The following is a 23,197-nucleotide window of genomic DNA, read 5'->3' as shown; positions in this document are numbered from 1 at the left end:
GAAGACAAATAAATGTTCATTCAAAAGCCTTGTTGCCTTGAGTTCGAAAGTGCGATGCCATTTTCTTCATGTTATCTCAGGCCTTTCGGTAGAGCTAAGACAGGATAGATTTGTAGAGAGATCATTATGAAAAACCCCTCAATTTGATGGTTTTTTGTGGAGAGATTAAGAATAAAAAAAGGGTGCTAAATTTTTCAGACACCCTCAAAAGTTATATTTTAGATAATATTATATTCTTTTGTAAGTATCGATATGAGTATCTGTAACAGTATTACCTTCTTGATCCTTATACTCATCCGTATATTCAATTTTAAGAGTAGTGTTTGTTAATTCTAATACTTTACCTGTGTAAGGTTCATTTTCAAATACGTTAGTAACTATTTCTCCAGATAAAGACCATTTGCCAGTCTCAGAAGAATCTTCTTTACAGGTTGTAGTAGTTTGACTATTTTCTACAACAATATTAGTGTAAAAAGTCATAGTTGTAATAACATTATTAGCTTTAAACTCTATGGTATCCATCAAATCACATTCGTCAAGAATAACTTCCTCTCCATTTTCTATAGAGTTAGTATGTTGCCATTTTCCAATAAGATTTGCTTCGGTAATACCATTGTTATCATCATCACTACTGCAAGAAGTAAAGATTGTAGAAATAAATAAGGTAAGTAAAACTAGTTTTTTCATAATTATAGATGTATATTATATTTCCGCAAAAAAACTATTTTAAAACCTAACATCAAAATACTTTCTTAATAATTTTAAAGATATAATTCTTGCTGAATTACCTTTAAAATTCCTGTGGTAGAAATACCACAAATATTATGTAATTCATCAACTGTGCCATGATGAATAAAGATATCGGGTATGCCTAGTGTTATGATTTTATTCTTAAAATGATGTTGATTGGCATGTGCAACAATAGAACTCCCAAAACCACCTTTAATAACCCCATCTTCTATAGTAATAATGGTTTTGTATTGTTGTAGTATCTGTTTTAGAGTATTGGTGTCTAATGGTTTTACAAAACAAAAATGATAGTGCCCAATTTCTTCTTCGATTTGTTTTAATGCATTGGTAATATTATGAGCAATGGTACCAGTAGAAAGTACAGCAATTTTAGATCCTGTTTTTAAGGAGGTAGCTTTTCCTATTTCAATCTTTTTCATAGGTACTTCCCAATCCACAATGTGACCTCTGCCTCTTGGGTATCGTATGGCAATAGGATAATCTAAACCCAAAGATGCAGTATATAATAAGTGCCTTAATTCGATTTCATCGATAGGTGCGGCAATACTAATGTTTGGAATACAATTTAAGTAAGCTATATCAAAAACACCATGATGTGTAGCACCGTCTTCTCCTACCAAACCAGCACGATCTACACAAAAAATCACAGGTAAATTTTGTAACGCTACATCGTGAATTACTTGATCATAAGCACGTTGTAAAAAAGTAGAATAAATGGTGCAAAAAGGAACCAAACCTTGTGTTGCCATTCCTGCAGCCAGAGTTACTGCATGTTGCTCTGCTATACCTACATCAAATGCTCGATCTGGCATTTCTTGCATCATGTATTTTAGCGAGCTTCCTGTAGGCATTGCTGGTGTAATACCTACGATTTTTTTATTTTTTCTTGCTAACTCTAAAATAGTATATCCAAAAACATCTTGAAATTTGGGGGGCAGACCTGTGTTGTCTTTAGAGATTAAATCTCCTGTAGAAGCATCAAATTTGCCTGGTGCATGGTACTTTACTTGGTTTTCTTCTGCTTGTTTTAATCCTTTTCCTTTGGTAGTAATAATATGTAAAAGCTTGGGGCCTTTAATGGATTTTAAATTCTCTAATGTTTTAAGTAACATTGGTAAGTCATGGCCATCAATAGGGCCGAAATAGTTAAAATTTAAAGCCTCTATAATATTATTGGTTCGAGGTTTGACTCCAACTTTAGCTTTGGTTAGGTATTCTTTAAGTGCTCCAACGCTTGGATCGATTCCTATTGCATTGTCATTAAGAATGACTAGCATATTTGCATCGGTTACTCCAGCATGATTAAGGCCTTCAAAAGCCATCCCACTAGCGATAGAAGCATCTCCTATTACAGCAATATGTTGTTTTTGAATTTCTCCTTTTAGTTTAGAGGCAAGTGCCATACCCAATACAGCAGATATAGATGTTGAAGAGTGTCCTACTCCAAAAGTATCATAATCGCTTTCCTTTCTTTTAGGAAATCCACTTATACCATCTAATTGGCGATTGGTATGAAATATATCTTTTCTTCCAGTGAGGATTTTATGAGGATATGCCTGATGTCCTACATCCCAAACCAAAAGATCATTAGGAGTATCAAAAATATAGTGAAGTGCAATAGTCAGTTCTATAACACCAAGACTTGCACCAAGATGCCCCTCTTTGGTGGCAACAATATTAATTACAAAATCTCGAAGCTCCTTTGCTAGTTCTGGTAATTGATCCAGAGATAATTCTCTAAGATCTGAAGGATATTCAATGTTGGATAATATGGATTGCTGCATAACACAAAAATAGTATTTTGTATTGGTTCTTTCTATACTTTTTATTTCATTCAGAATGCGATTTTTTTTATTTAGCTTTACTAAAAATTAATAGTATATGCTAGATCCATTAGATGATTCTTATTATATGAAAAAAGCCTTGCAGGAAGCGGTATTGGCGTATGAAAAAGAGGAGGTTCCTATAGGAGCGATTATTGTTGTTGCAGACCGAGTCATTGCTCGGGCACATAATCTTACCGAACTATTAAACGATGTAACTGCGCATGCAGAAATGCAAGCCATAACTGCTGCAGCAAATTTTTTGGGAGGAAAATATCTTAAAGAATGCACCTTGTATGTAACTCTGGAGCCATGTCAGATGTGTGCTGGAGCTTTATATTGGAGTCAGATTAAAAAAATAGTATATGGTGCTGTTGATGAAAAGAGGGGATGTGGTACAATGGGTACAAAATTACATCCAAAAACAGAAATAGTAGGAGGTGTTTTAGAAGAAGAATGTAAAGAACTACTTACTCGTTTTTTTATAGAAAAACGTAGTGCAAATTGAAAATTTTATTCTTAACAAATGAAAAATACGATTGCAGAGAGGATACAAGATTTTTTAAAACAATTTCCACCTTTTGATAGTTTACAAGCAGAGGACTTATTGTTAATTTCAAGTCAGATTAAAGTTTTGTATGTACAGAAAGGAGAGTATGTTTTTAAACAAGAAAACCCTTGTAATGACGAATTTTATATAGTTAGAGAAGGAGCTGTTGGATTGTATCGAAATTTTGATACAGATCAAAGCTTGGTAGATATATGTGATGCTGGTGATCTGTTTGGACTTAGAGTTATAATTATTAAAAAAGAATATAGAATGTCTGCAATAGCAGATGAGGAATCTATCGTTTATGCAATTCCGACACAAGTATTCGAACCATTTATTGAAGAAAACAAAGAAGTAAATAAGTTTCTTTTAGAAACCTTTGCTGCACATGCAAGAAATTATTTTACTGAAACAGATAAAGGGCAGCGTATAGATAATACAATTTCTATAGAAGTAGCAAAAGATCTTTCTACATTACGTAGTATCTCCTATTTAAAAAAACCTATAACATGTTTGCCTAAAGATACTGTTCGGGATATTGCCGAAAGGATGACCAGTAAAAAGGTAAGCTGTATCGTGATTGTTGATAAAGATAAATGCCCTGTAGGGATAATAACGGATAGAGATTTAAGAACAAAAATAGCTACAGGAATGTTTGCTGTTACCTCCTCTGTAGATCAAATTATGACCTTTCCAGTAATTACGTATCCTAAAACAATAACAGTTGCAGAAGCTCAGATAGCTTTAATAAAGCAGGATGTTAGCCATCTTTGTATTACTAAAGATGGAACCCAAAACTCAAAATTAATAGGCATTCTTTCTGATCATGATCTTTTAGTTTCGTTTGGTAATAACCCTTCTGTATTAATCAAGGAAATAAAACGTATTAAGAAAGTCCAAGAGCTTAGGTATATCCGAAAACAGGTAGAAAAGCTTTTAAAAACCTATTTAGAACAAGACATTCCTACTATACATATAATAAATATTATCTCTGAAATAAATGATGCATTAACAATCCGAATAATAGAGCTAGCAATAAAAAAAATGATTTACCCTCCTCCAGTTTCCTTTTGTTTTTTAGTTTTAGGAAGTCAGGGTAGAAGAGAGCAGTTGTTATTAACAGATCAGGATAATGCTTTTATTTTTGAAGATGTAGAAGAGGAGTATTATGAATCTACACAACACTATTTTATAGAATTAGCTAATGAAATTACCAAAGGACTTCACACCATAGGTTATGAATATTGCCCTGCCGAGATGATGGCTAGCAACCCCAGATGGTGTATGTCGTTGTCTAAGTGGGAAATGCAGTTTAAGGATTGGATGACAACCCCTACAGAAGAAGGGACTTTATTATCTTCCATATTTTTTGACTTTCAATATATATATGGTAATGTATCTATGGCAGATAAATTATCAAAAGTTGTTTTTGAAGGAGTTAATAAAGGGAACAGGTTTTTAGCGTTATTAGGAGTTAGTGCTATTCAAAAACCATCTCCTTTAGGGTTTTTTAAGCAATTTTTAGTAGAACAAAATGGCGAACATAAAGATACTTTTGATATAAAAACAAGAGCAATGATGGTTTTGATTGATGCAGCCAGAATCTTAGTGCTTTATCATAATGTAAAAGGAGTAAATAATACGTTATTACGATATGATAAACTTGCTGAAATAGAGCCAAACAATAGAGAGCTTTTTGAAAGCTGTGCCAAAGCATTTAGAGTTCTCATTAAATTTAGAACCAGGCAAGGATTACTTCATCATAATTCAGGTAGATTTATAAAATTAAATACGTTAAGTAAGAATGATAAACTACGACTTAAAAGATGTTTTAGACCAGTAAGGGATATTCAAGAATTATTACGAGTGCGTTTTCAACTTAAGAATTTAATATAAATGCAATTTTGGTTTAAAAAAAATAAAAACTATCCTGTCTTTTGGCAAAACTATTTGAATCTGTTTAGTAAAAAAAAACAAAAACAAGCGGTTCAAGATATTCGTTTTATTGCTTTTGATACAGAAACTACAGGATTTGATTATACTCATGATCGTATTTTGTCTATTGGAGCGATAGCTATTAAAAAAAATGCAATCGATGTGTCGGATCAATTAGAGATATATCTAGATCAGGAAATTTTCAATAAAAATACGGTAGAGATTCATGGAATTAGAAAAAATAATGGTTTAACCAAAGTCATAGAAAAAAAAGCTCTTGAATTTTTTATAGACTATATTGGAGATGCTATTCTTATCGCGCATCATGCAGAGTTTGATAAAAAAATGATTAACAAAGCTTTGTCTAGACACAACCTAGGAACATTAAAAAACAGAATATTAGATACAGGGATTCTTTTTAAGAAGATAAAGCACCAAGTATACCTTACAAATCAGCAAAATGTACATTATAGTTTAGATGAATTATGTAATGATCTTAAGATATCTAAAAGCGATAGACATACAGCATCTGGAGATGCATTTATTACAGCATTAGCTTTTTTAAAAATTTTAACAAAATTAAAGAAAAATAAAAAGATAGAGATTTCTGATTTGTTTAGATAATGTAAGTTCTTTGATTTTTATAAAGAGGAGTTTTATTGATGAATCTAAGGATTTTTACTTTCTTTTTCTTTCTCGTAATTTTTCATTTTATTAATATTTTCTTCAGTAAGCATATAATCTTTTACATTTTTGTTTTTCCATCGGTGGTATATAAATACAGGCATTAATATAAAAGTAGAAACCAAAATTCCAACTCCTACGAACTTGTCTCCTGTCACATGGTTTCCGATATTTTTATAATAATATCCAATACAAATTAAGAATAGGATAGCAGCAAAAAGTGTTTTAATAATGTATTTCATTGTATGTTATTTATTCGATACTTGTTAGATCTAAGTAGTATTTTTCTATTGTGTGAAATTAATTAATTTACGACGGTAGGATGTTAGAAGTTTTGATTTAGAAATAAACCCAAAATACTTTCCGTTTTTAATTACAGGAAGATTCCAAGCTCCTGTATCTTGAAATTTTTTCATAACTGTTTTTACATTATCTTCTTCGTAGATGATAATAACGGGTGGCTCTAACATCAATGACTCTACTTTTGTTTTATGATACAAGGTAATATCAAACATAATATCTCTAATGTCGTCTAGAGCAACTATACCAATTAAGTGATCTGATGCATCAATGACAGGAAAAAGATTTCTGTTAGACTTCGCTACTGCTTCGCTTAAAAGCTGCTTTAAGGTATATTCTGGTTTTACAGATACAAAATTAGTCTCAATACAATCCTCCAGGTTCATAAGAGTCAATACCGTTTGATCTTTATTATGGGTTAATAACTTTCCTTGTTTTGCTAGTTCGCGGGTATAGATATTATGTTCGATTTTATTTTTAGAAATAATAAAGGATATGGCTGTTGTGATCATAAGTGGTACAAATAACTCATAACTAGAGGTTATTTCTGCAATAAGAAATATAGAGGTTAGTGGAGCATGTAGTACCCCGGCTATAAGCCCAGCCATTCCCAATAATGTAAAATTAGCTTCAGAGACTTCAAAGCCTATACCTAGATTATTAATAACTTTAGATACTACATTGCCTAATGCACTGCCCATTACCATGGTGGGGATAAATATTCCTCCATATCCTCCTGCAGCAAATGTAGCAGTCATCGCAACAGCTTTAAAAATGGTAATACCAGTTAATAAAGCAATAACAACCCAGATATTATTCGTTATATTATCAAAAGGAGTTTTGCCTATAGCTTTTATATGATCTCCATGTAACAGGTGATTTATAAACCCAAGTCCTTCCCCGTATAATGGGGGAATAAAATACAACATGATTCCGATAGCAAGTCCGCCAATTAGTAATCGATGTATTTTTTTAGGAAAGCGGTTAAAAAAATGTAGTATTCCGAAATACATTTTAGTAAAATAAATAGATGCTATTGCAGTTCCTACCCCTAAAATGATATAAAAAGGAGTATCATAAATATCAAATTTTTCTAAAACATCGAATCTAAATAAAACTTCATCTCCTAAAAAGAAATAAGATGTAATTATAGAGGATACAGATGCAAATAAGAGGGGTAATAGGGATGTTAATGTAAGATCCAGGCTAAATACTTCTACGGCAAATACCAAACCAGCTAAAGGAGATTTGAATACTGCGGATATTGCACCTGCAGAAGCACAACCAATAAGTAATACCCGAGTTTTTCGGTTAACATGAAATAAGGTGCTAAAGCTAGAGCTAATGGCAGATCCAGAACTAATTGCTGGGCCTAAAAGTCCTACAGAACCTCCAAAACCTACCGTAATTGGCGCTAAGATAAGGGGTAAATACCCGTGGATAGATTTTATACTTCCATTTTTTTTAGAAAGAGAATGTAAAATTAAAGGAATAGCAGATTCTACATTTTCTTTAAATATGTATTTTGTAAATAAATAGACTATCCCTAGACCTATTATAGGAATAACAAAATAAAAAGAAGTTTGCCATGAAATAATATCACTTTGCAAAACTACCTGAATTAGGTGGGTAATGTTTTTTAATAATAGAGAAACTAAACCAGCAGTAAAACCAACAAGAATACTTAAAATCAGAATAAAATTCTTGTCTGAAATATGCCGATACCGCCATTTAAGAATACGATAAAGTAATGTCTTTTTTTTGGAGGACATATATACTTGGCTTAACTAATTTTAAAGATAATAAAAATCCCGCTACGAGCGGGATTTAATTTTTTATTATAAATCAAGCTTTATATGTAATTCTTTTAGTTGCTCTTTATCAATAATAGCTGGTGCATCGATCATTACGTCTCGTCCGCTATTGTTTTTTGGGAAGGCTATAAAATCTCGTATGGTTTCCTGACCACCAAGGATAGAAACCAATCTATCAAACCCAAATGCTATACCTCCATGCGGTGGAGCTCCGTATTCAAAAGCATCCATTAAAAATCCAAATTGTGCTTTTGCTTCTTCTGGAGTAAACCCTAAGTGGTCAAACATTAAAGCTTGTGTAGCTTTATCATGTATACGAATAGAACCTCCTCCAATCTCATTTCCGTTTAAAACAAGATCATAGGCATTAGCTCGCACATCTCCTGGTTTTGTATCTAATAGAGCAATATCTTCTGGTTTAGGAGAGGTAAATGGATGGTGCATAGCGTGGTATCGCTCTGTGTCTTCATCCCATTCTAATAAAGGAAAATCAACTACCCATAATGGAGCAAATTCTTCTGGGTTTCTAAGTCCAAGTCGTTCTGCTAATTCCATTCTAAGTGCGCTTAATTGTGCTCTTACTTTATTTGTAGAGCCAGAAAGCACGCAGATTAAATCTCCTGGATTAGCTCCAGTAACCTCTGCCCACTTAGCTAAATCTTCTTGGTCATAAAACTTATCGACAGATGATTTGTAAGTTCCATCTTCATTACATTTTACATATACCATTCCTAATGCTCCAACCTGTGGGCGTTTTACCCAATCAATAAGTTTATCAATTTCTTTTCGGGTATAAGAACTCCCGTTAGGAACCGCAATACCTACTACAAGTTCAGCATCATTAAATACTTTAAAATCTTTATGTTGTGCAACTTCATTAAGTTCGCCAAACTTCATTCCAAACCTAATATCTGGCTTGTCATTACCATACGTTTTCATGGCCTCATCATAGGTCATTCTAGGAAAATCAGCAATGTCAACCCCTTTTATTTCAGATAATAAATGGCGAGTAAGTCCTTCAAAAATATGTAGAATATCTTCTTGTTCTACAAATGCCATTTCACAATCTATTTGTGTGAATTCGGGTTGTCTGTCTGCTCTTAAATCTTCATCTCTAAAGCATTTTACAATCTGAAAATATTTATCCATTCCACCAACCATAAGCAATTGCTTAAAAGTTTGTGGAGATTGTGGCAAAGCATAGAATTGGCCTTCATTCATTCTAGAAGGAACAACAAAATCTCGCGCTCCTTCTGGAGTAGATTTAATCAAATAAGGAGTTTCTACTTCTATAAAATCATTAGTAGATAAGTAATTTCTAACCAACATTCCTACCTTATGGCGAAACATTAGGTTGTTTTTTACAGGATTACGTCTAATATCTAAATAGCGATATTTCATTCGTATATCTTCGCCTCCATCTGTTTCATCTTCGATAGTAAAAGGAGGTGTTTGTGCTTCATTTAGGATAGTAAGTCCCGAAACTAAAACCTCAATATCGCCAGTTGGCATATTAGGGTTTTTAGACTCTCGTTCAATAACGGTTCCTTTAATCTGTATAACGAACTCTCTTCCTAATTTTTTAGAGTTTTCTAAAAGTTCTTTAGCAGAACGTCCTTCATCAAAAACTAATTGAGTAATGCCGTAGCGATCTCTAATTACAACCCAATTTAAAGAGCCTAAATCTTTTATTCTTTGAACCCAACCGGCAAGAGTTACTTCTGTGTTGATATCTGTGGCTCGTAATTCACCACAAGAATGACTTCTATACATAGTTACATATTAAGCCTGCAAAAATAAGAAGATTTATGGATTAGTTGATATTTGATAGTTGATACTTTTTTTAAACAGTAGATTTTAATAAATAACCTATTAGTGGTGAGTTTTTGAGTTGTGATTTATGTGGTTTTAGGGCATTTTATTGAGGGTATTAACTGATTTTTTGCTGTTTTTTTGCGAACAATTGTTAGTTTTAACATTTTTATATCAAATTCTTTTAATAGATTTAACGAAACATTTAAACAGATTATTATGAAAAAACACAAACACTATAGTAAAATGAAGATTTTACTACTTCTAATTTTTGCTCCGGCTATTTTACTTGCTCAGGAGACCATCACAGGTAAGGTGGTCATTGAAGGTACGGGGCAAGGGGCAGCTTTTATGAATGTTGTAGAAGAAGGAACAAATAATGGTACTTCTAGTGATATTGATGGTAATTTTAGTATTACAGTAAATAAATTACCTGTTAAACTTAGGGTATTTGCATTAGGATTTGCTGAAAAAACAGTACCTGTGTCAACTGCAGGAGATATTACTGTGCAGGTAAAAGAATCTACAGAATCTCTAGAAGAGGTTGTTGTAACTGGTTTGGCAACATCTGTAAAAAGAAGTAATGCTGCAAATGCTGTGGCTTCTATTTCATCAGAGGATTTGGCGGGATTAACACCACCCCAAACTTTGGATGGAGCTTTAGCAGGAAAATTTGCAGGAGCGTTAATTACTAAAAGTTCTGGTGCGCCAGGAGGAGGAATATCTGTAAAACTTAGGGGGGTTACTTCAGTTAATGGAAATTCTCAACCTTTATATATTGTAGATGGAGTGTATGTAAACAACAGTAGTATTTCTGGTGCTGGTTTAAATGCAGTATCTGGCGCAGCTACAGGAGGAAATGCTTCTAACCAAGATAACCCATCTAACAGGATTGCAGATATAAATCCAGATGATATAGAAAGTGTAGAGGTGCTTAAAGGAGCATCTGCAGCAGCTATTTATGGTGCTAGAGCAGCAGCTGGGGTAATTATTATAACTACTAAAAAAGGACAGAAAGGAAAAACCAGAGTGTCTTTTTCTCAGGATATGGGTTTTAATACTATTCTTAATTATAGAGGACAAAGAAATTTTACAGAAGCAAGAGCTGAAGGACTAGGAGCGGGGCAAGGAGCGGCGTTTTTAGCGGCTCGAGCAGCAGGAAAATTAGTAGATTATGAAAAAGAGATTTATGGAGAAAAAGGATTTATTTCTAATACAAGTGTAAACGTTTCTGGAGGATCAGAAAATACATCTTTTTATACTGCTTTTTCTAATAATGAAGAAGATGGAATTGTTAGAAACACTGGATATGATAGAAAATCTATTCGTTTTAATTTAGATCATACTTTTTTTGACAGAAGAGCAAAACTTTCTTTGAGTACTAATTATATTGACTCCAAATCTGATAGAGGTTTTTTTAATAATGATAATACAGGTACTACCATTGGGGTAGCTTTAACCTCTACACCACCTTGGGCAGATTTATTTCCTGATGCTAATGGTGCGTATCCTGATAACCCGTTTGGATCATCAAACCCACTTCAAACAAGAGATCAGATAACTAACAGAGAAGATGTAAATAGGTTTATAGTAGGAGCCAATCTTGATCTAAAACTTTATGAAGCAGATAAGTCAGACCTAAAGTTAATATTAGGAGGGGGAGTAGATTATTATGAATTACTAACTACTGCTTTTTTTCCTAAAACATTACAATTTCAAAAAATATCAAATACAGGATTAAATGGATTATCTGCATTAGGAACAACAGAAAATAAAGATGCTAATTACTCTGCATTTCTAGTTCATAATTTTACAACTAATAAAGACCTTAATTTTAGATCTCAAGCAGGACTTACTAAACAAACATTTTATAGAAATACAGTAAGAAATATTGCAACAGATTTAATCGCTTTTGAGACCAATTTAGACCAAGGGGCTAATATAAGTGTAACTCAGTTTAGACAAGAACAAGAAGATTTTGGATTTTTTGTACAAGAAGAGTTAAATTATCAAGATAAGATAATTGCAACTATTGGAGTTAGAGGAGATAAATCTAGTAATAACGGGGATGCTAATGAATTCTTTTATTATCCAAAAGCGTCAGCAGCTGTAAATTTACATAGTTTTGATTTTTGGAAAATCCCAGTTATGAATCAATTTAAAATTAGAGCAGCGTATGGGGAAGCAGGAAACTTTGCACCAAACGGAGCATTATTTACAACATATACAAACTCATTAATTGATGGGATAGCGGGTATAGTAGTTCCTTTAACTTTGGGGAATCCTGATATTACTCCAGAAAAACAAAAAGAATTAGAAGTAGGTTTTGATGCAGGCTTTTTTAATAGTAGAGTTAACCTAGAGTTTTCTTACTACAACAAAAACGTGGATGATTTAATTTTACAAGCAAATATAGAGCCTTCTTCAGGTTTTACATCTAGATTCACTAATGCTGGAAATTTAGAAAATAGAGGAATAGAGATTGGGTTAAATGCAGATGTGTTTAAAGAGGAAAACTTTAATTGGAATACAGGATTGTTATTTTTTAAAAATACTTCTGAAGTAACTAAGCTAGAAGTAGATCCTTTTAATTTAGGTGGTTTTGGAACTGGTTTAGGAACTTTTAGAATAGAAGAAGGAAAGAGTGTAACACAGATAGTTGGAAACAATGCGAATGGAGATTTAGTAGTTTTAGGAAATTCAGAACCAGATTTTCAGGTTACTTGGTCTAACAATTTACGATATAAAGATTTTACTTTTTCTTTTTTATGGCATTGGAAACAAGGAGGAGATAATATTAATTTAACTAATTTATTAACAGATTTTGGAGGAGTTAGTCCAGATTATGATGATATAAGCGATGATCCTGCTGGGGTTACTCCAAATGGACCATATAGAATAGGAGCATTTCGAGCGGGTAATGCAACACCTTTTGTAGAAGACGCATCTTATTTACGTTTAAGAGAAGTTGGACTTTATTATACACTACCAACTAAATTTTTGGATCAAGTATTTAGGGGGTATGTTTCTAATTTTAAAATTGGTTTTTCAGGAAGTAATCTAGTTAATATCTTTGACTATAATAGCTATGATCCTGAAGTTTCTAATTTTGGATCTAATGGTTTGTCTACGGGAGTTGAAGTAACACCATTTCCTTCATCTAAACGTTATTTATTTCATCTAGCAGTTGGATTTTAATATTAAAAAAACATAAGAACAATGAAAATAATAAAAATATTTTTAATTACGATTCTTTCTTCTACAATGCTACTATCGTGTGATGTTGAAGATGGAAAAGATTTAAATGGACCAAGTACAGAGTCTATATCTAGTGGTTTATCTAGAGGAGAGTTACGAGAGACTATAGGAGGTATTTTATCGGATATGCGTATCCAATTGGGTACGCAAATAGATGCGCAATCTGTAGCAGGAAGAGAATATTGGCGTGTATCAAGTTCAGACCCTAGATGGGTAGCAGATTTATTGACGGGAACATTAGATAATAATACATTTTATACAACAAACCCTTATGCAGCAAGATATGCAACAATAAAAAATATCAATCTAGCTCTAGAAGGGTTAGCAAATACGACCGAAGCATTTTCTGCTGAAGAAATAGCAGGGATACGAGGTTTTGCTAATACGATTAAGGCGCATGAGTTATTGATGGTATTAAACCAACAGTATCAAAATGGGATACGAGTAGATGTGTCTAATCCAGATAAACTAGGGCCTTTTTTAAACTATCAAGATTCTTTATCAGCTATTTTTAGTTTGTTAACAGATGCTGCCGCAGATTTATCTAATGCAGGAAGTGAGTTTGCTTTTGTTCTTCCTTCAGGATTTTCGATTACAAGTGATCCAGCAAGTTTTCTTGGGTTTACTAACGGACTAGCAGCTCGAGTAGAGGTGTATAGAGGTAATTACAGTTCAGCAAAAACATTATTAGAGAACTCTTTTATGGATAATAATGTAGGAGCTGATCTACAAAAAGGAGTGTATTTTTCATTCTCATTAACTGGTGCTGATATTGCTAATCCATTATTTTTTGGATTAAATGCTACCGTTGCAAATGTAAGATTAGCGCATCCGTCTTTTGTCGCAGATGCAGAAGCTGGCGATACACGATTAGGTAAAGTAGTGTTTAGAGAAACAAAGAATAATGACACAGGAGTGTTAGAGCCTAATCCTCTTGTTATAAAAGATGAAAATATAGGAGATTTAGTAGGAGAGCATGATGTATTTATTTATAAGAGTAATATAGATCCTGTTCCAGTTATGAAAAACGAAGAGTTGATTCTTTTATATGCAGAGGCTAATCATATTTCTGACCCTGTTGCTGCTGTAGCAGCGATCGATGTAGTAAGAACTGCTGCAGGTTTACCTGCTTATACTGGTAGTACTACACCAACAGATTTGGTAAATGAGATATTAAAGCAAAAACGATATTCTTTATTTGCAGAAGGAGGGCACAGATGGATTGATTTAAGAAGGTTTAATAAATTAGGAGAATTGCCTATTGATAGAACAGGAGATGGAACATTCGAACAGTTTCCTACTCCAGCAAACGAAAATAAATAATATATACACAATAGTATACTATAGAAAACGCCGCATTTTGCGGCGTTTTTTTGCGTTATAATTCTTTTGGTTTATTCTCCTTGGCTTGGGTCAAAATCATCATCTAACTCTTGTGTTATATCTGATTTGTTACTAAGACGGCGCTCTATAGACAGGTTATATTGTTCTGTCAAAGCATTAAGATTACCAATGTATGTCTCAAATTGTGTAATTCCTTTGGTTTTAGCACGTATAAAAACCCAATCCAGCAATTCTCTTAATGCTTTTGTAGTTGTTTTTCTTAATTCGGTAATACTTAGATCACTTTGTTCTTGTTGCTGTTCTTTAATTCTACTTTTATAGACTGTATCAAAATTGAGATGCGCTTGTTTCATTTCATCAAAATATTTACGTTGATTTAACTCCTCTATGGCAGTACGTAACTCAGGAGTTTCTTCTATTTCTTCTATGATTTCATCCATTATGCCTCCTTGTTGATTATATGCCATATCATAAATCTTATAACCATGTTTGCTAAATACTTTGTATAGCATGTTGGCTTGTTTGCTATCTTTTTCATCTTTAGCAAAATCTGCAATTAGTTTTACCCCTCTTTGTACAAGTTTTAAACCATTATCTCGATATTGATCCATCATAGCTAATTCTGGAGTAAGAATACTACCTCTATTTTTTTTGTATACAGTTTTGAAGGCGTCGTATTCTGATACCAGAGTATTTTTGTAGCTGGTCAACTCCATAGCATCCAGATTTTGCTCATTACTTAGTTCCAAAAGGGTACGAACATATTTAGAAAACTCTCCATTTTTGAAATTTTCTAATTTTGGTGCGGCTAATAACTCTTTCATAATTATTTATATTAGATTAAAATTTATTTACTTGATTTTCAATTAATTGTGTTTATTATTTAGAATGAGTAAACGAAACTGGAAAACGCCCCGTAAAATACGGCACGTTTTCCAGTGCCACTAGATGTGTTGCCGCAAAACACGGCACGATTCCAGTCATACAGGATATGTTGCCGTAAAACACGACTGGACTTGCTGTCTGACTGTGATTTCTTTTTGGCTTTATAAGCGATCTTATCATTAACTTATAGAGTAGCCGTATGTTTTTACTACTCATTTTTTTTGTTTCTATTGTTTTTCAGTACAATATTAATAGCTTTTAGTTTCATTTTTCGGGAGTGATAAAAATTTCTTCAAAAATTCTAATACACTAAACGTATCGATTTAGGCAGTTCGAGTTATCCATTCTACCATTTTTCAGGGAGCTTGGATTCACTATAAAGAGGGTTCTTTAGCAATATATATGGGTATATATTTGATCCATAATATTCATATTCATTTTAAAAACATCCAACATGGGACTAAAAGAAAAAAGATTTAGCAAAACATTTCAAGAAGAAAAATATCCAGCATTAAAAGAAGAAATAAATAAAGCATTAGGTTTTGATATAACAATAGAGGTAGCATGGGATACTCTTTTTGAGGATAGATTTATGCACTTGTATGAGGATACTTATCCAAAAATTTATTTTCAGCCATTAGTTTTTGCATTTACAGCTATTACAGTAGATGAGTTAGGGAAAGAAGCTCTGCAAGAAAGTTTGCATAAAATTGTAATATGTAATACCAGTGATCATCATAATCCAGAACGAGCATATAGTTTTACAGATGGGGTGCTTACTGTAGATTTTAGCCCAGTACTTAATGCAGATAAGATAGAAGAACGTACAGATGTATTACAGCAAATTTTGGAAAACGCTCTGTAAACATGCCGTTTTTGTATATAATTTATTACAGAAATAAGAGTAGTATATAGAATTACTCTAGAGGAATACACAATATTAAAATAAGATAGAAGAATGGGGTTAAAAGAAAAAAGAGCTATACAAGCATTTCAAAAAGAGCAATTTGGCTCTTTAAAAAAGGAAATAAATCAAGCAGCAGGTTTTGATGTAGTATTAGAAATTGCATGGGATACACTGTACGAAGATAAATTTGCACATTTGTATCAAGATAGTTTTCCGAAAATTTATTTTCTACCATTAATCGAAGCATTGAAAAACATTTGTGTCGATGATTTTGGAAAAGAGCTATTAAAAAACGGTTTAAGAAAAGTAGTTATTATTAACCAAGATAATAAACATAACCCTGCAAATGCAATTACTTTTGAAACAGGAGTGCTTATTATAGATCATAGTCCTATTCTTAATGCTGATAAGGTAGAAGACCGCACAGATCGTATTACTATTTTGTTAGAAAACAACTTAGACGAGGTACAAATCCAACCTAAGCAAGAAAAACCTATACCTCAATCCGAAGAAGTGGTTGAAGAAAAACCAAAGGAAATAGATATTAATGAGGTATATAACCAATATATAGCCTTATCGTATGAAAAGCAATCAGTATTTGCAGATATGGTAGAGGATTTGCCATGGCAATTTGATATGGCAAAAGGGGTAGTGATTTTTGGGGATATAGAGTTTCCTGTACAAATGTTAGCTACCTATTCTGAAAAAGAAAGCTCATGGCTATGGGCATGGGCAAATAAACAAAGTGGCATACCAGAGCATTTGCTAGCCAGTGTATATGAACTTAAAGAGGCAGGAAGTAGAAAAGGACTAGAAGTTTTTGCTTCTCCAAAATTAGAAATAGATGAAGATTCAGGACATTTTTATGGAGCCCTGTCAAGCGTATTAACTAGTTCTAGTTGTTACTGTCAATTAGATTTTAAAGGTCTAAAAGTATATGTTTTGATAAAATCGGATGTATTAGATCAAAGAGCAATAACCCAAACACCTTTTATCATCTCTAATTTCACAAAGATGATAGCTAATGTAGATTGCTCTCATAAACATGCATTGTATTGTTATTTAGAACAAAAAGGATTTGCTGTAGAGTTTACAGGAAACAACATTGTGGGTAAAAAAGAAGACAACCAGATATTGGGCATATTTGATCTTAAGGGTCGACTTATGAAATTATCTAATACAACCGTATAATAATAAAACGAGATATAGATATATGCAATATCAAGCAACAACCATAGCAAGTTTGGCAATAGAGCATCAAGAGGCTATTGCAAAAGCCCAACAACAAATGATGAACATATTGGATGAGGCACAAGGAAACATGGAGCTTATAAAAAAAGCAAGTGAAGATTTTCAAGAAACCACCACAAAATTGATAAAAGAGTACGAAAGACAAACAGCCGTAATTGATGCATTAGATATAATTGCAATACCAGAAATAGAGCAAGTATATGATAACTCTAGAAGTGATTTAGATTTAGATGCATTGGTTTATGATGGAGATAGAGACGGGGTTTTAGATTTTAAGAAAGATCAACTGATTGAAGAAGTTTTAAATAAAATTAAAGACAAAAGAATAGCTTTTACATCCCGTAAACATTTACTAAAATCAAGTTTACGTCTAACCAAAACATTAGCACCTGTTTTACACGAGATAGGAGAGCATTGTAAAGAGGTTTTGAAGTTAAAAGCAACTATCGAATTTTTTGTTTATCAAAGTGATGTGTTTAATGCCTCTTGTTATCCCCCAGACGATAATAAGTTATACATTATCCTATCTTCAGGGATTTTAGAGCGTTTTCAAAAAGATGAACTTAGTTTTGTAGTAGGACATGAAATAGGGCATGTGCTATTCGAACATTTTAATTATCCTGTAAAACATATATTGGATGAAGGTAGTAATACACTTGCGCCAATACATGCCATGAAACTTTATGCATGGAATAGAAATGCTGAAATAAGTGCAGATAGAGCAGGCTTATTATGTTGTCAGAGTTTTGATGCAGCAGGACGTACATTTTTTAAACTTTCTTCTGGGGTAACTACGGATTCTTTAGACTTTCAATTACATGAATATATGGAACAGTTTGTAGATCTAGAAAACATATTAAACGATTCGGATCACGATCCATCAGATTGGTATAGTAGTCACCCTTTTAGCCCTTTACGGATAAAAGCATTAGAGCTTTTTAATAAAAGTAAAACCTACCAAAAATTTAATCCAGAAATTTTTGGTGAAATTACAGAACAAGATATGGAAGATCAAATAAAAAGAATAATGTCTCTAATGGAGCCAGAAGACCTTAACAGTGAGTCAGAACAAGCGCCAAAAATACAACGCTTTATGTTTTTAGGAGGATATATGATCTCTAATGCAGATGGTACTATAGAGGATTCTGAAATACAGGCACTAAGCAGTATTGTTGCCCCCAATGTATTTGCCGAGTGTATGTTGACGATAAAAGGCTTATCTGAGGATGAAATTATTGAAGAGTTACAAGTGCTAGCCAAAGATTTGGATATTGTACTTTCGATAATGCAAAAATTAAATGTATTAAGAGATCTTTCGATTATATCTTATGCCGATGGCCATATCGATGAAACCGAAGTTGAGGTTTTATACAATTTGGCAAGAATACTATACATTAATACAGATTTTATTGATCGTGTCATAAATGATGCGCAACAGGTAGATTAATTTAAATTTTTGTAATGGTTATGTTTTGAAAACAAAGAAAAAGAAAACTTTATTACAATTAAACATATTAGTTTTTAAGAAACTTATTTTTGTATCATATTTACGCTGAAAAAAAGGATTAGTTACAAAACAAAAGTGTAAAAGTAGATAAGTGTGTTGATTTCAAGAAATATGGACGCTTTTTTATGTTTAATAAATTTGTATTTGGATAGCTTTGTAACTAAAATTAAGAGGTTCGTTTTTTATGATAAAAAATAAAAAGGTATTAATTGTTGAGGATGAATTTTCAATCGCATTAGATATTAAAACCAGTTTAGAAAAACTAGATTATTTTGTAGTTGGTATAGCAGACAGTCATAAAGAAGCGATGAAATATATGGCAGAAACTATATTGGATATTGTTGTAATGGATATTCATATTTCTGGAGACAAAAATGGTATTGAAACAGCCGAAGAGATTTATAAAAAGTATAAAACACCAGTTGTTTTTCTTACTGCTTATGATGATGATACTACTTTTAAAGAAGCTTTGAAAAGTAAACCTTTTGGCTTTTTATTAAAACCCTTTAAAATAAAAGAATTATCCTTTGCTATACAAATAGCCTTACAAAAACAATTCGAAAATAAAGATAAGGTACCCTCTGTATCTAAAAATAAATTATGTGATACATTATTTATAAAAGATAAATCACAGCTAACAAAAGTTAAGATAGATGATATTTTATGGGTAGAAGCAATGGATAATTATACCCAGATTATCACTAAGAATAAAAAGATAGTAGTCAATATGTTTTTAAAAGAGTTTTATGAAAAAGTACCAGAAGACAAATTCTTAAGAATCCATAGATCCTATATTATTGCATTACAAAAAATAGATAAAATAGAGACTAGATTTGTTTGTGTAGGAGACAACAATATCCCTATAAGTAAAGCATATAAAAATCAACTATTAGAACGATTGGATATTTTATAGTATGAGGATGATAATATGCTTTTTGAAGAGAAGTAGTTTGTTGTTTTTTTTGCTCTTACATCTTTCATTACTAGGGCAAACAGATAGTTTAATTCAAAAACTGGAAACAGTTTCTAAGAAAGAAAAAATACAGATATATAAAGAGCTAACCCTTAAGTATAGTAACTCAGAGACAGAAAAATCACTTCAATACGCCCTGGAAGGATTAGAGTTATTAGAAGATAAGAGTTCTAAAAATGCAGGCTATTTCTATTTTATTTTAGGTAGGTTATATAATGCAAGTGCTGATTATGAACAAGCATTATTTTGTTATACTAAAACACTAGAGATAGCTAAAGGGTTACAATATGAGTTGGGGGTTGCCAAAAGCCATCAAAACATAGGATTAGTGCATATAAAAAAGGGAGATTATCATCAGGCACTTGACCACTATTTAAAAGCAGTTACGATTTATGAAATCCAAAAAGAAGAGAACTTTCTTGTAGGCGTTATAGGTAATATAGGCTCGTTATATTCTTGTAGGCTAAAAGATGATGAAAATGGTTTACTGTATTATAATAAAGCATTAAAACTATCAGAAAAGATAGGGAATGCAGAACATAGAGCCAGTATATTAGTAGCGGTAGCAGAAATGTATATGCGCCAAAAAGATTTTGAAAAAGCAAAAAATATATTAAAAGAATCTATTGATGTTGCAGAAAAAACAAATGTTCCCCAAACAGTTATAGTTGGATTGAGTAATTTATCAGCAATAGCTGAAGAGGAAAATAAATTAGAAGAAGCATTAGTGTATGCAAAAAAATCTTTAAAACTAAGATTAGATACTGGTAAAGTAAACGAAAATGCCTCAGAATATTTAAGATTAGCTAATATCTATGAAAAACTTGGAGAGGCAAAAGAAGCAAAATTACATTACGATAAAGCTTTGTCTACAGCTTTAGCTACAAATGCTTTACCACAATTGTTAAAAGTATATGAATCTCTTCAGGATTATTATAGTAGACAAAAAGAGTATAAAAAAGGATATCAATATTTGCTACAATATAATACAATTAAAGACTCATTGTTTACTGAAGAAAAACATAAACAACTTAAAGAAATACAAGCAAAATTTGATATAGAAAGTAAAGAGAAAGAAGTACAACTACTAACTAGTGAGAACCAGATAAAAGCCTTAGAAAATAAGAGCCATCGAATTGCCAGATTTTTATTAGTAATAGGGTTAGTTGCACTATCGGTAGTATCGTTAACAATGCTATACGCATATAGAAATAAACAAAAAACGAATAAGATCCTGGCAGAAAAAAACAAAAAAATATCACAAACCCTAAAAGATCGCGAAATACTATTGAAAGAAGTGCATCATAGGGTGAAAAATAATTTACAGATTGTTTCTAGTTTATTAAGGTTGCAATATAAATTTGGAGATCATAAATCTTCTGGAGAGATTCTGCAAGAGATTCAGAATAAAATACAAGCAATGGCTATCATTCATGAAAGACTTTATAAATCTAGCGACCTGTCTTTTATTAATCTACAGACGTATTTAGAGAATTTGTTAAACTATTTTAAAACAAGTTACGATCTGCCAAAACAAAATATCACAATAAGCGCTACAGTAGATACTATTAATCTAAATATGGATTACCTGGTACCGTGCGGGCTAATTGTTAATGAGATTATTGCTAATAGCATAAAGTATGCTTTTAAAGAGTCGTTAAGTGGCCATATTAGTATAGAAGCATCCAAAAAACAGGATACCTGTTTACTAACAATAAAAGATACAGGAGTTGGTTTTCCAGAAGGTTTTAGAATGAAGGATAGTACATCTTTAGGAATGCAACTTATACAAGGACTTACCAAACAAATTAAAGGCTCTGTAGAAATAACCTCTAATCCAGGAGCATGCTATATTATTAAATTTGATATAGCGTAAGAAATAACAAGAAATCAGCTTACCCTTTTTTATAATTCATTTACCAAATAAATAGAACAATACACCAGATTAATTTAGAAACGATACTATAGTACGGTAGTTTTGATCCATAAACGATTTAAAGAAAAGTGAAAAATGAGAAATATTATTAAACTATTAAGAGTAGGAAGCGCTATTCTATTTGCAAGCACTATAGTTGGGTGTAGTTCTAACGATGATGATCCTGTTTCAATTGCAGAAAAAATAAAGATAGAAGAAGCAAAACTTTCTGCTTTTCCATTATTTGGTATACCATCCACAAAAGTAGATATCATTGATCCTGAGATTGTCGATAATAAGGAGGTTAAATATGGAGAGATTAATATCACAGTACCCAGCACAACGGTTTTAGATAATATAAGTGCCTTAATTACATCTGAAGAGCTTAATTTAAGTAAGTTTAGTATCTCTCCTAGTAATGATGTAAAATTATCGTATGTAGAAGGAAAAACAAACGTATATACTATTCGTAATATAATAGGGGGTAAAGAAGAATTATTGCACTATAATGTAAGTATTACAAAAGAACCAATAGAGGTGTCTGAAACTTTAAAAATTACAAGTTTTACTTTCGAAAAAAGTAAAAATCCAAGCCTGCCTAATGATATAGAAATTTCAAGAATAGTTGAAGGTATAGGTGTAGATAGGATATATCTATTTGTACCTGCAGGAACAGATTTTACTAATCTAATTCCAACAATTACTTATGATGGCACAAAAATTTATTATTACCAAGATTCTTCACAAAGACCAGGTAGTACTAACAATGAATATCCTGCGCAGGGTAAAAGTATAGATTTTAAATACCCCAAATCTTTTATTCTGGAAGTTAAGGATCGGAATAATGAAGAGTTTAAAACTACTTCTGTAATTGTAGACGTAGTAAATCCTCTTATAGTCGAAACAACATCGGTAATTATACCCGATACAAAAGAAGGTAGCACAGAAGTATATATGATTGCAAAATGGATTAATCAAGGGAATCACATGCTTGTATACGGAAAAGCTGATGCTCAGGAAAATCAAGATCCTGATTTAGGAACAAATGCAATTAGAGTAACTAGAAGTTTGCCATCAGTAGGTTTGGTACCAGGCGAAAGTGCAGACGTAAAGGCTGGTATTGCAAGTGCAAGTTTCCCCAGAGGAACCTATAAAACAACCGCTGTGTTTTATCCTAGATTTAGATATAACGAAGAGGTTGATGATTTATTAGAGCCAGCAAGACTAAACATAACGGCTAAAATCATTGAGTAATACTAATACCAAATTAATTATGAAATTGCTTTTTCGTTTTATAACCCTGTGATTGATTTGCATAACAGTAGCTATAGAAATCACGAACAAGAAAATAACCCAGAAAACGAATACCTTAGATGTGATATTTTATGGTTAAACTGGTATAAGAGTTATGTTTTATAAAAAAAGAATAGAGTTTAAATAAAACAGGCAGTATTCTTTAGTTTTATCTTAGAATACTGCCTGCTGTCTT

Annotated in this window: 17 protein-coding genes; 11 read left to right on the top strand and 6 right to left on the bottom strand. The window is 32.2% G+C overall.

Translation table 11 applies throughout. The features are described 5' to 3' along the window. Positions 1-228: 228 nt before the first annotated feature. On the bottom strand, positions 229-687 hold the full coding sequence (locus H527_RS0109405) for a lipocalin-like domain-containing protein (protein WP_027412478.1): 459 nt from the start codon (positions 685-687) through the stop codon (positions 229-231). A 74-nt stretch (positions 688-761) separates the two neighbouring features. Next, complete coding sequence (locus H527_RS21765) at positions 762-2,534, bottom strand: 1-deoxy-D-xylulose-5-phosphate synthase (protein ID WP_035087752.1); 1,773 nt, start codon at positions 2,532-2,534, stop codon at positions 762-764. A 97-nt stretch (positions 2,535-2,631) separates the two neighbouring features. On the opposite strand from H527_RS21765, the gene H527_RS0109395 reads away from it, so the two are divergent. From H527_RS0109395 to H527_RS0109385, 3 genes are read left to right on the top strand one after another with little or no spacing between them, the layout of a single operon-like run. Further along, positions 2,632-3,081, top strand: coding sequence for a nucleoside deaminase (locus H527_RS0109395; protein WP_027412477.1), 450 nt, complete (start codon positions 2,632-2,634; stop codon positions 3,079-3,081). Between the two features lie 18 nt (positions 3,082-3,099). Next, a complete protein-coding gene (locus tag H527_RS0109390; protein ID WP_027412476.1) occupies positions 3,100-5,019 on the top strand; it encodes a DUF294 nucleotidyltransferase-like domain-containing protein in 1,920 nt (639 codons plus the stop codon). Next, a complete protein-coding gene (locus H527_RS0109385; protein WP_027412475.1) occupies positions 5,020-5,682 on the top strand; it encodes a 3'-5' exonuclease in 663 nt (220 codons plus the stop codon). It begins immediately after the preceding gene. A gap of 44 nt (positions 5,683-5,726) precedes the next feature. Here H527_RS0109385 and H527_RS0109380 read toward each other — a convergent pair whose 3' ends face one another. The 3 genes from H527_RS0109380 to aspS form a co-directional block, all read right to left on the bottom strand. Further along, positions 5,727-5,984, bottom strand: a complete 258-nt coding sequence (locus H527_RS0109380; RefSeq protein ID WP_027412474.1) for a hypothetical protein — start codon at positions 5,982-5,984, stop codon at positions 5,727-5,729. 45 nt (positions 5,985-6,029) lie between these two features. After that, positions 6,030-7,814, bottom strand: coding sequence for a chloride channel protein (locus H527_RS0109375; RefSeq protein ID WP_027412473.1), 1,785 nt, complete (start codon positions 7,812-7,814; stop codon positions 6,030-6,032). A 66-nt stretch (positions 7,815-7,880) separates the two neighbouring features. Further along, positions 7,881-9,629 (bottom strand): aspartate--tRNA ligase, encoded by a 1,749-nt coding sequence (gene aspS, locus H527_RS0109370; RefSeq protein ID WP_027412472.1) that lies wholly within the window; start codon positions 9,627-9,629, stop codon positions 7,881-7,883. Between the two features lie 258 nt (positions 9,630-9,887). Here aspS and H527_RS0109365 point away from each other — a divergent pair, with 258 nt between their 5' ends. Next, complete coding sequence (locus tag H527_RS0109365) at positions 9,888-12,866, top strand: SusC/RagA family TonB-linked outer membrane protein (RefSeq protein WP_027412471.1); 2,979 nt, start codon at positions 9,888-9,890, stop codon at positions 12,864-12,866. 21 nt (positions 12,867-12,887) lie between these two features. Further along, positions 12,888-14,249, top strand: a complete 1,362-nt coding sequence (locus H527_RS0109360; protein ID WP_027412470.1) for a RagB/SusD family nutrient uptake outer membrane protein — start codon at positions 12,888-12,890, stop codon at positions 14,247-14,249. 71 nt (positions 14,250-14,320) lie between these two features. Here H527_RS0109360 and H527_RS0109355 read toward each other — a convergent pair whose 3' ends face one another. After that, on the bottom strand, positions 14,321-15,094 hold the full coding sequence (locus H527_RS0109355) for a DUF6261 family protein (protein WP_027412469.1): 774 nt from the start codon (positions 15,092-15,094) through the stop codon (positions 14,321-14,323). Positions 15,095-15,609: 515 nt separating this feature from the next. Between H527_RS0109355 and H527_RS0109350 the strand changes: the two genes are divergently transcribed. The 6 genes from H527_RS0109350 to H527_RS0109325 all read left to right on the top strand — a co-directional run bounded on the left by H527_RS0109350 (position 15,610) and on the right by H527_RS0109325 (position 22,962). After that, entirely contained in the window at positions 15,610-16,020 is a 411-nt protein-coding gene (locus tag H527_RS0109350; protein WP_027412468.1) for a hypothetical protein, read from the top strand. A gap of 93 nt (positions 16,021-16,113) precedes the next feature. Then, positions 16,114-17,253, top strand: a complete 1,140-nt coding sequence (locus tag H527_RS24395; RefSeq protein ID WP_189457507.1) for a DUF6882 domain-containing protein — start codon at positions 16,114-16,116, stop codon at positions 17,251-17,253. Between the two features lie 22 nt (positions 17,254-17,275). Beyond that, entirely contained in the window at positions 17,276-18,760 is a 1,485-nt protein-coding gene (locus H527_RS0109340) for a M48 family metallopeptidase (RefSeq protein WP_027412467.1), read from the top strand. Between the two features lie 244 nt (positions 18,761-19,004). Next, a complete protein-coding gene (locus H527_RS0109335) occupies positions 19,005-19,733 on the top strand; it encodes a LytR/AlgR family response regulator transcription factor (RefSeq protein ID WP_027412466.1) in 729 nt (242 codons plus the stop codon). A 22-nt stretch (positions 19,734-19,755) separates the two neighbouring features. Next, the gene (locus H527_RS0109330; protein WP_162143813.1) at positions 19,756-21,669 is read left to right on the top strand and encodes a histidine kinase dimerization/phosphoacceptor domain -containing protein; all 1,914 of its coding nucleotides are present in this window, start codon (positions 19,756-19,758) and stop codon (positions 21,667-21,669) included. Positions 21,670-21,804: 135 nt separating this feature from the next. Next, the gene (locus H527_RS0109325; protein WP_027412464.1) at positions 21,805-22,962 is read left to right on the top strand and encodes a hypothetical protein; all 1,158 of its coding nucleotides are present in this window, start codon (positions 21,805-21,807) and stop codon (positions 22,960-22,962) included. Positions 22,963-23,197 lie beyond the last annotated feature (235 nt).

Origin of the sequence: Aquimarina muelleri DSM 19832 (genome assembly GCF_000430665.1) — a bacterium.
GTDB lineage: Bacteria > Bacteroidota > Bacteroidia > Flavobacteriales > Flavobacteriaceae > Aquimarina > Aquimarina muelleri.
Note: the sequence above shows the minus strand (reverse complement) of the source record. Positions and strands in the feature narration are given on the sequence as shown.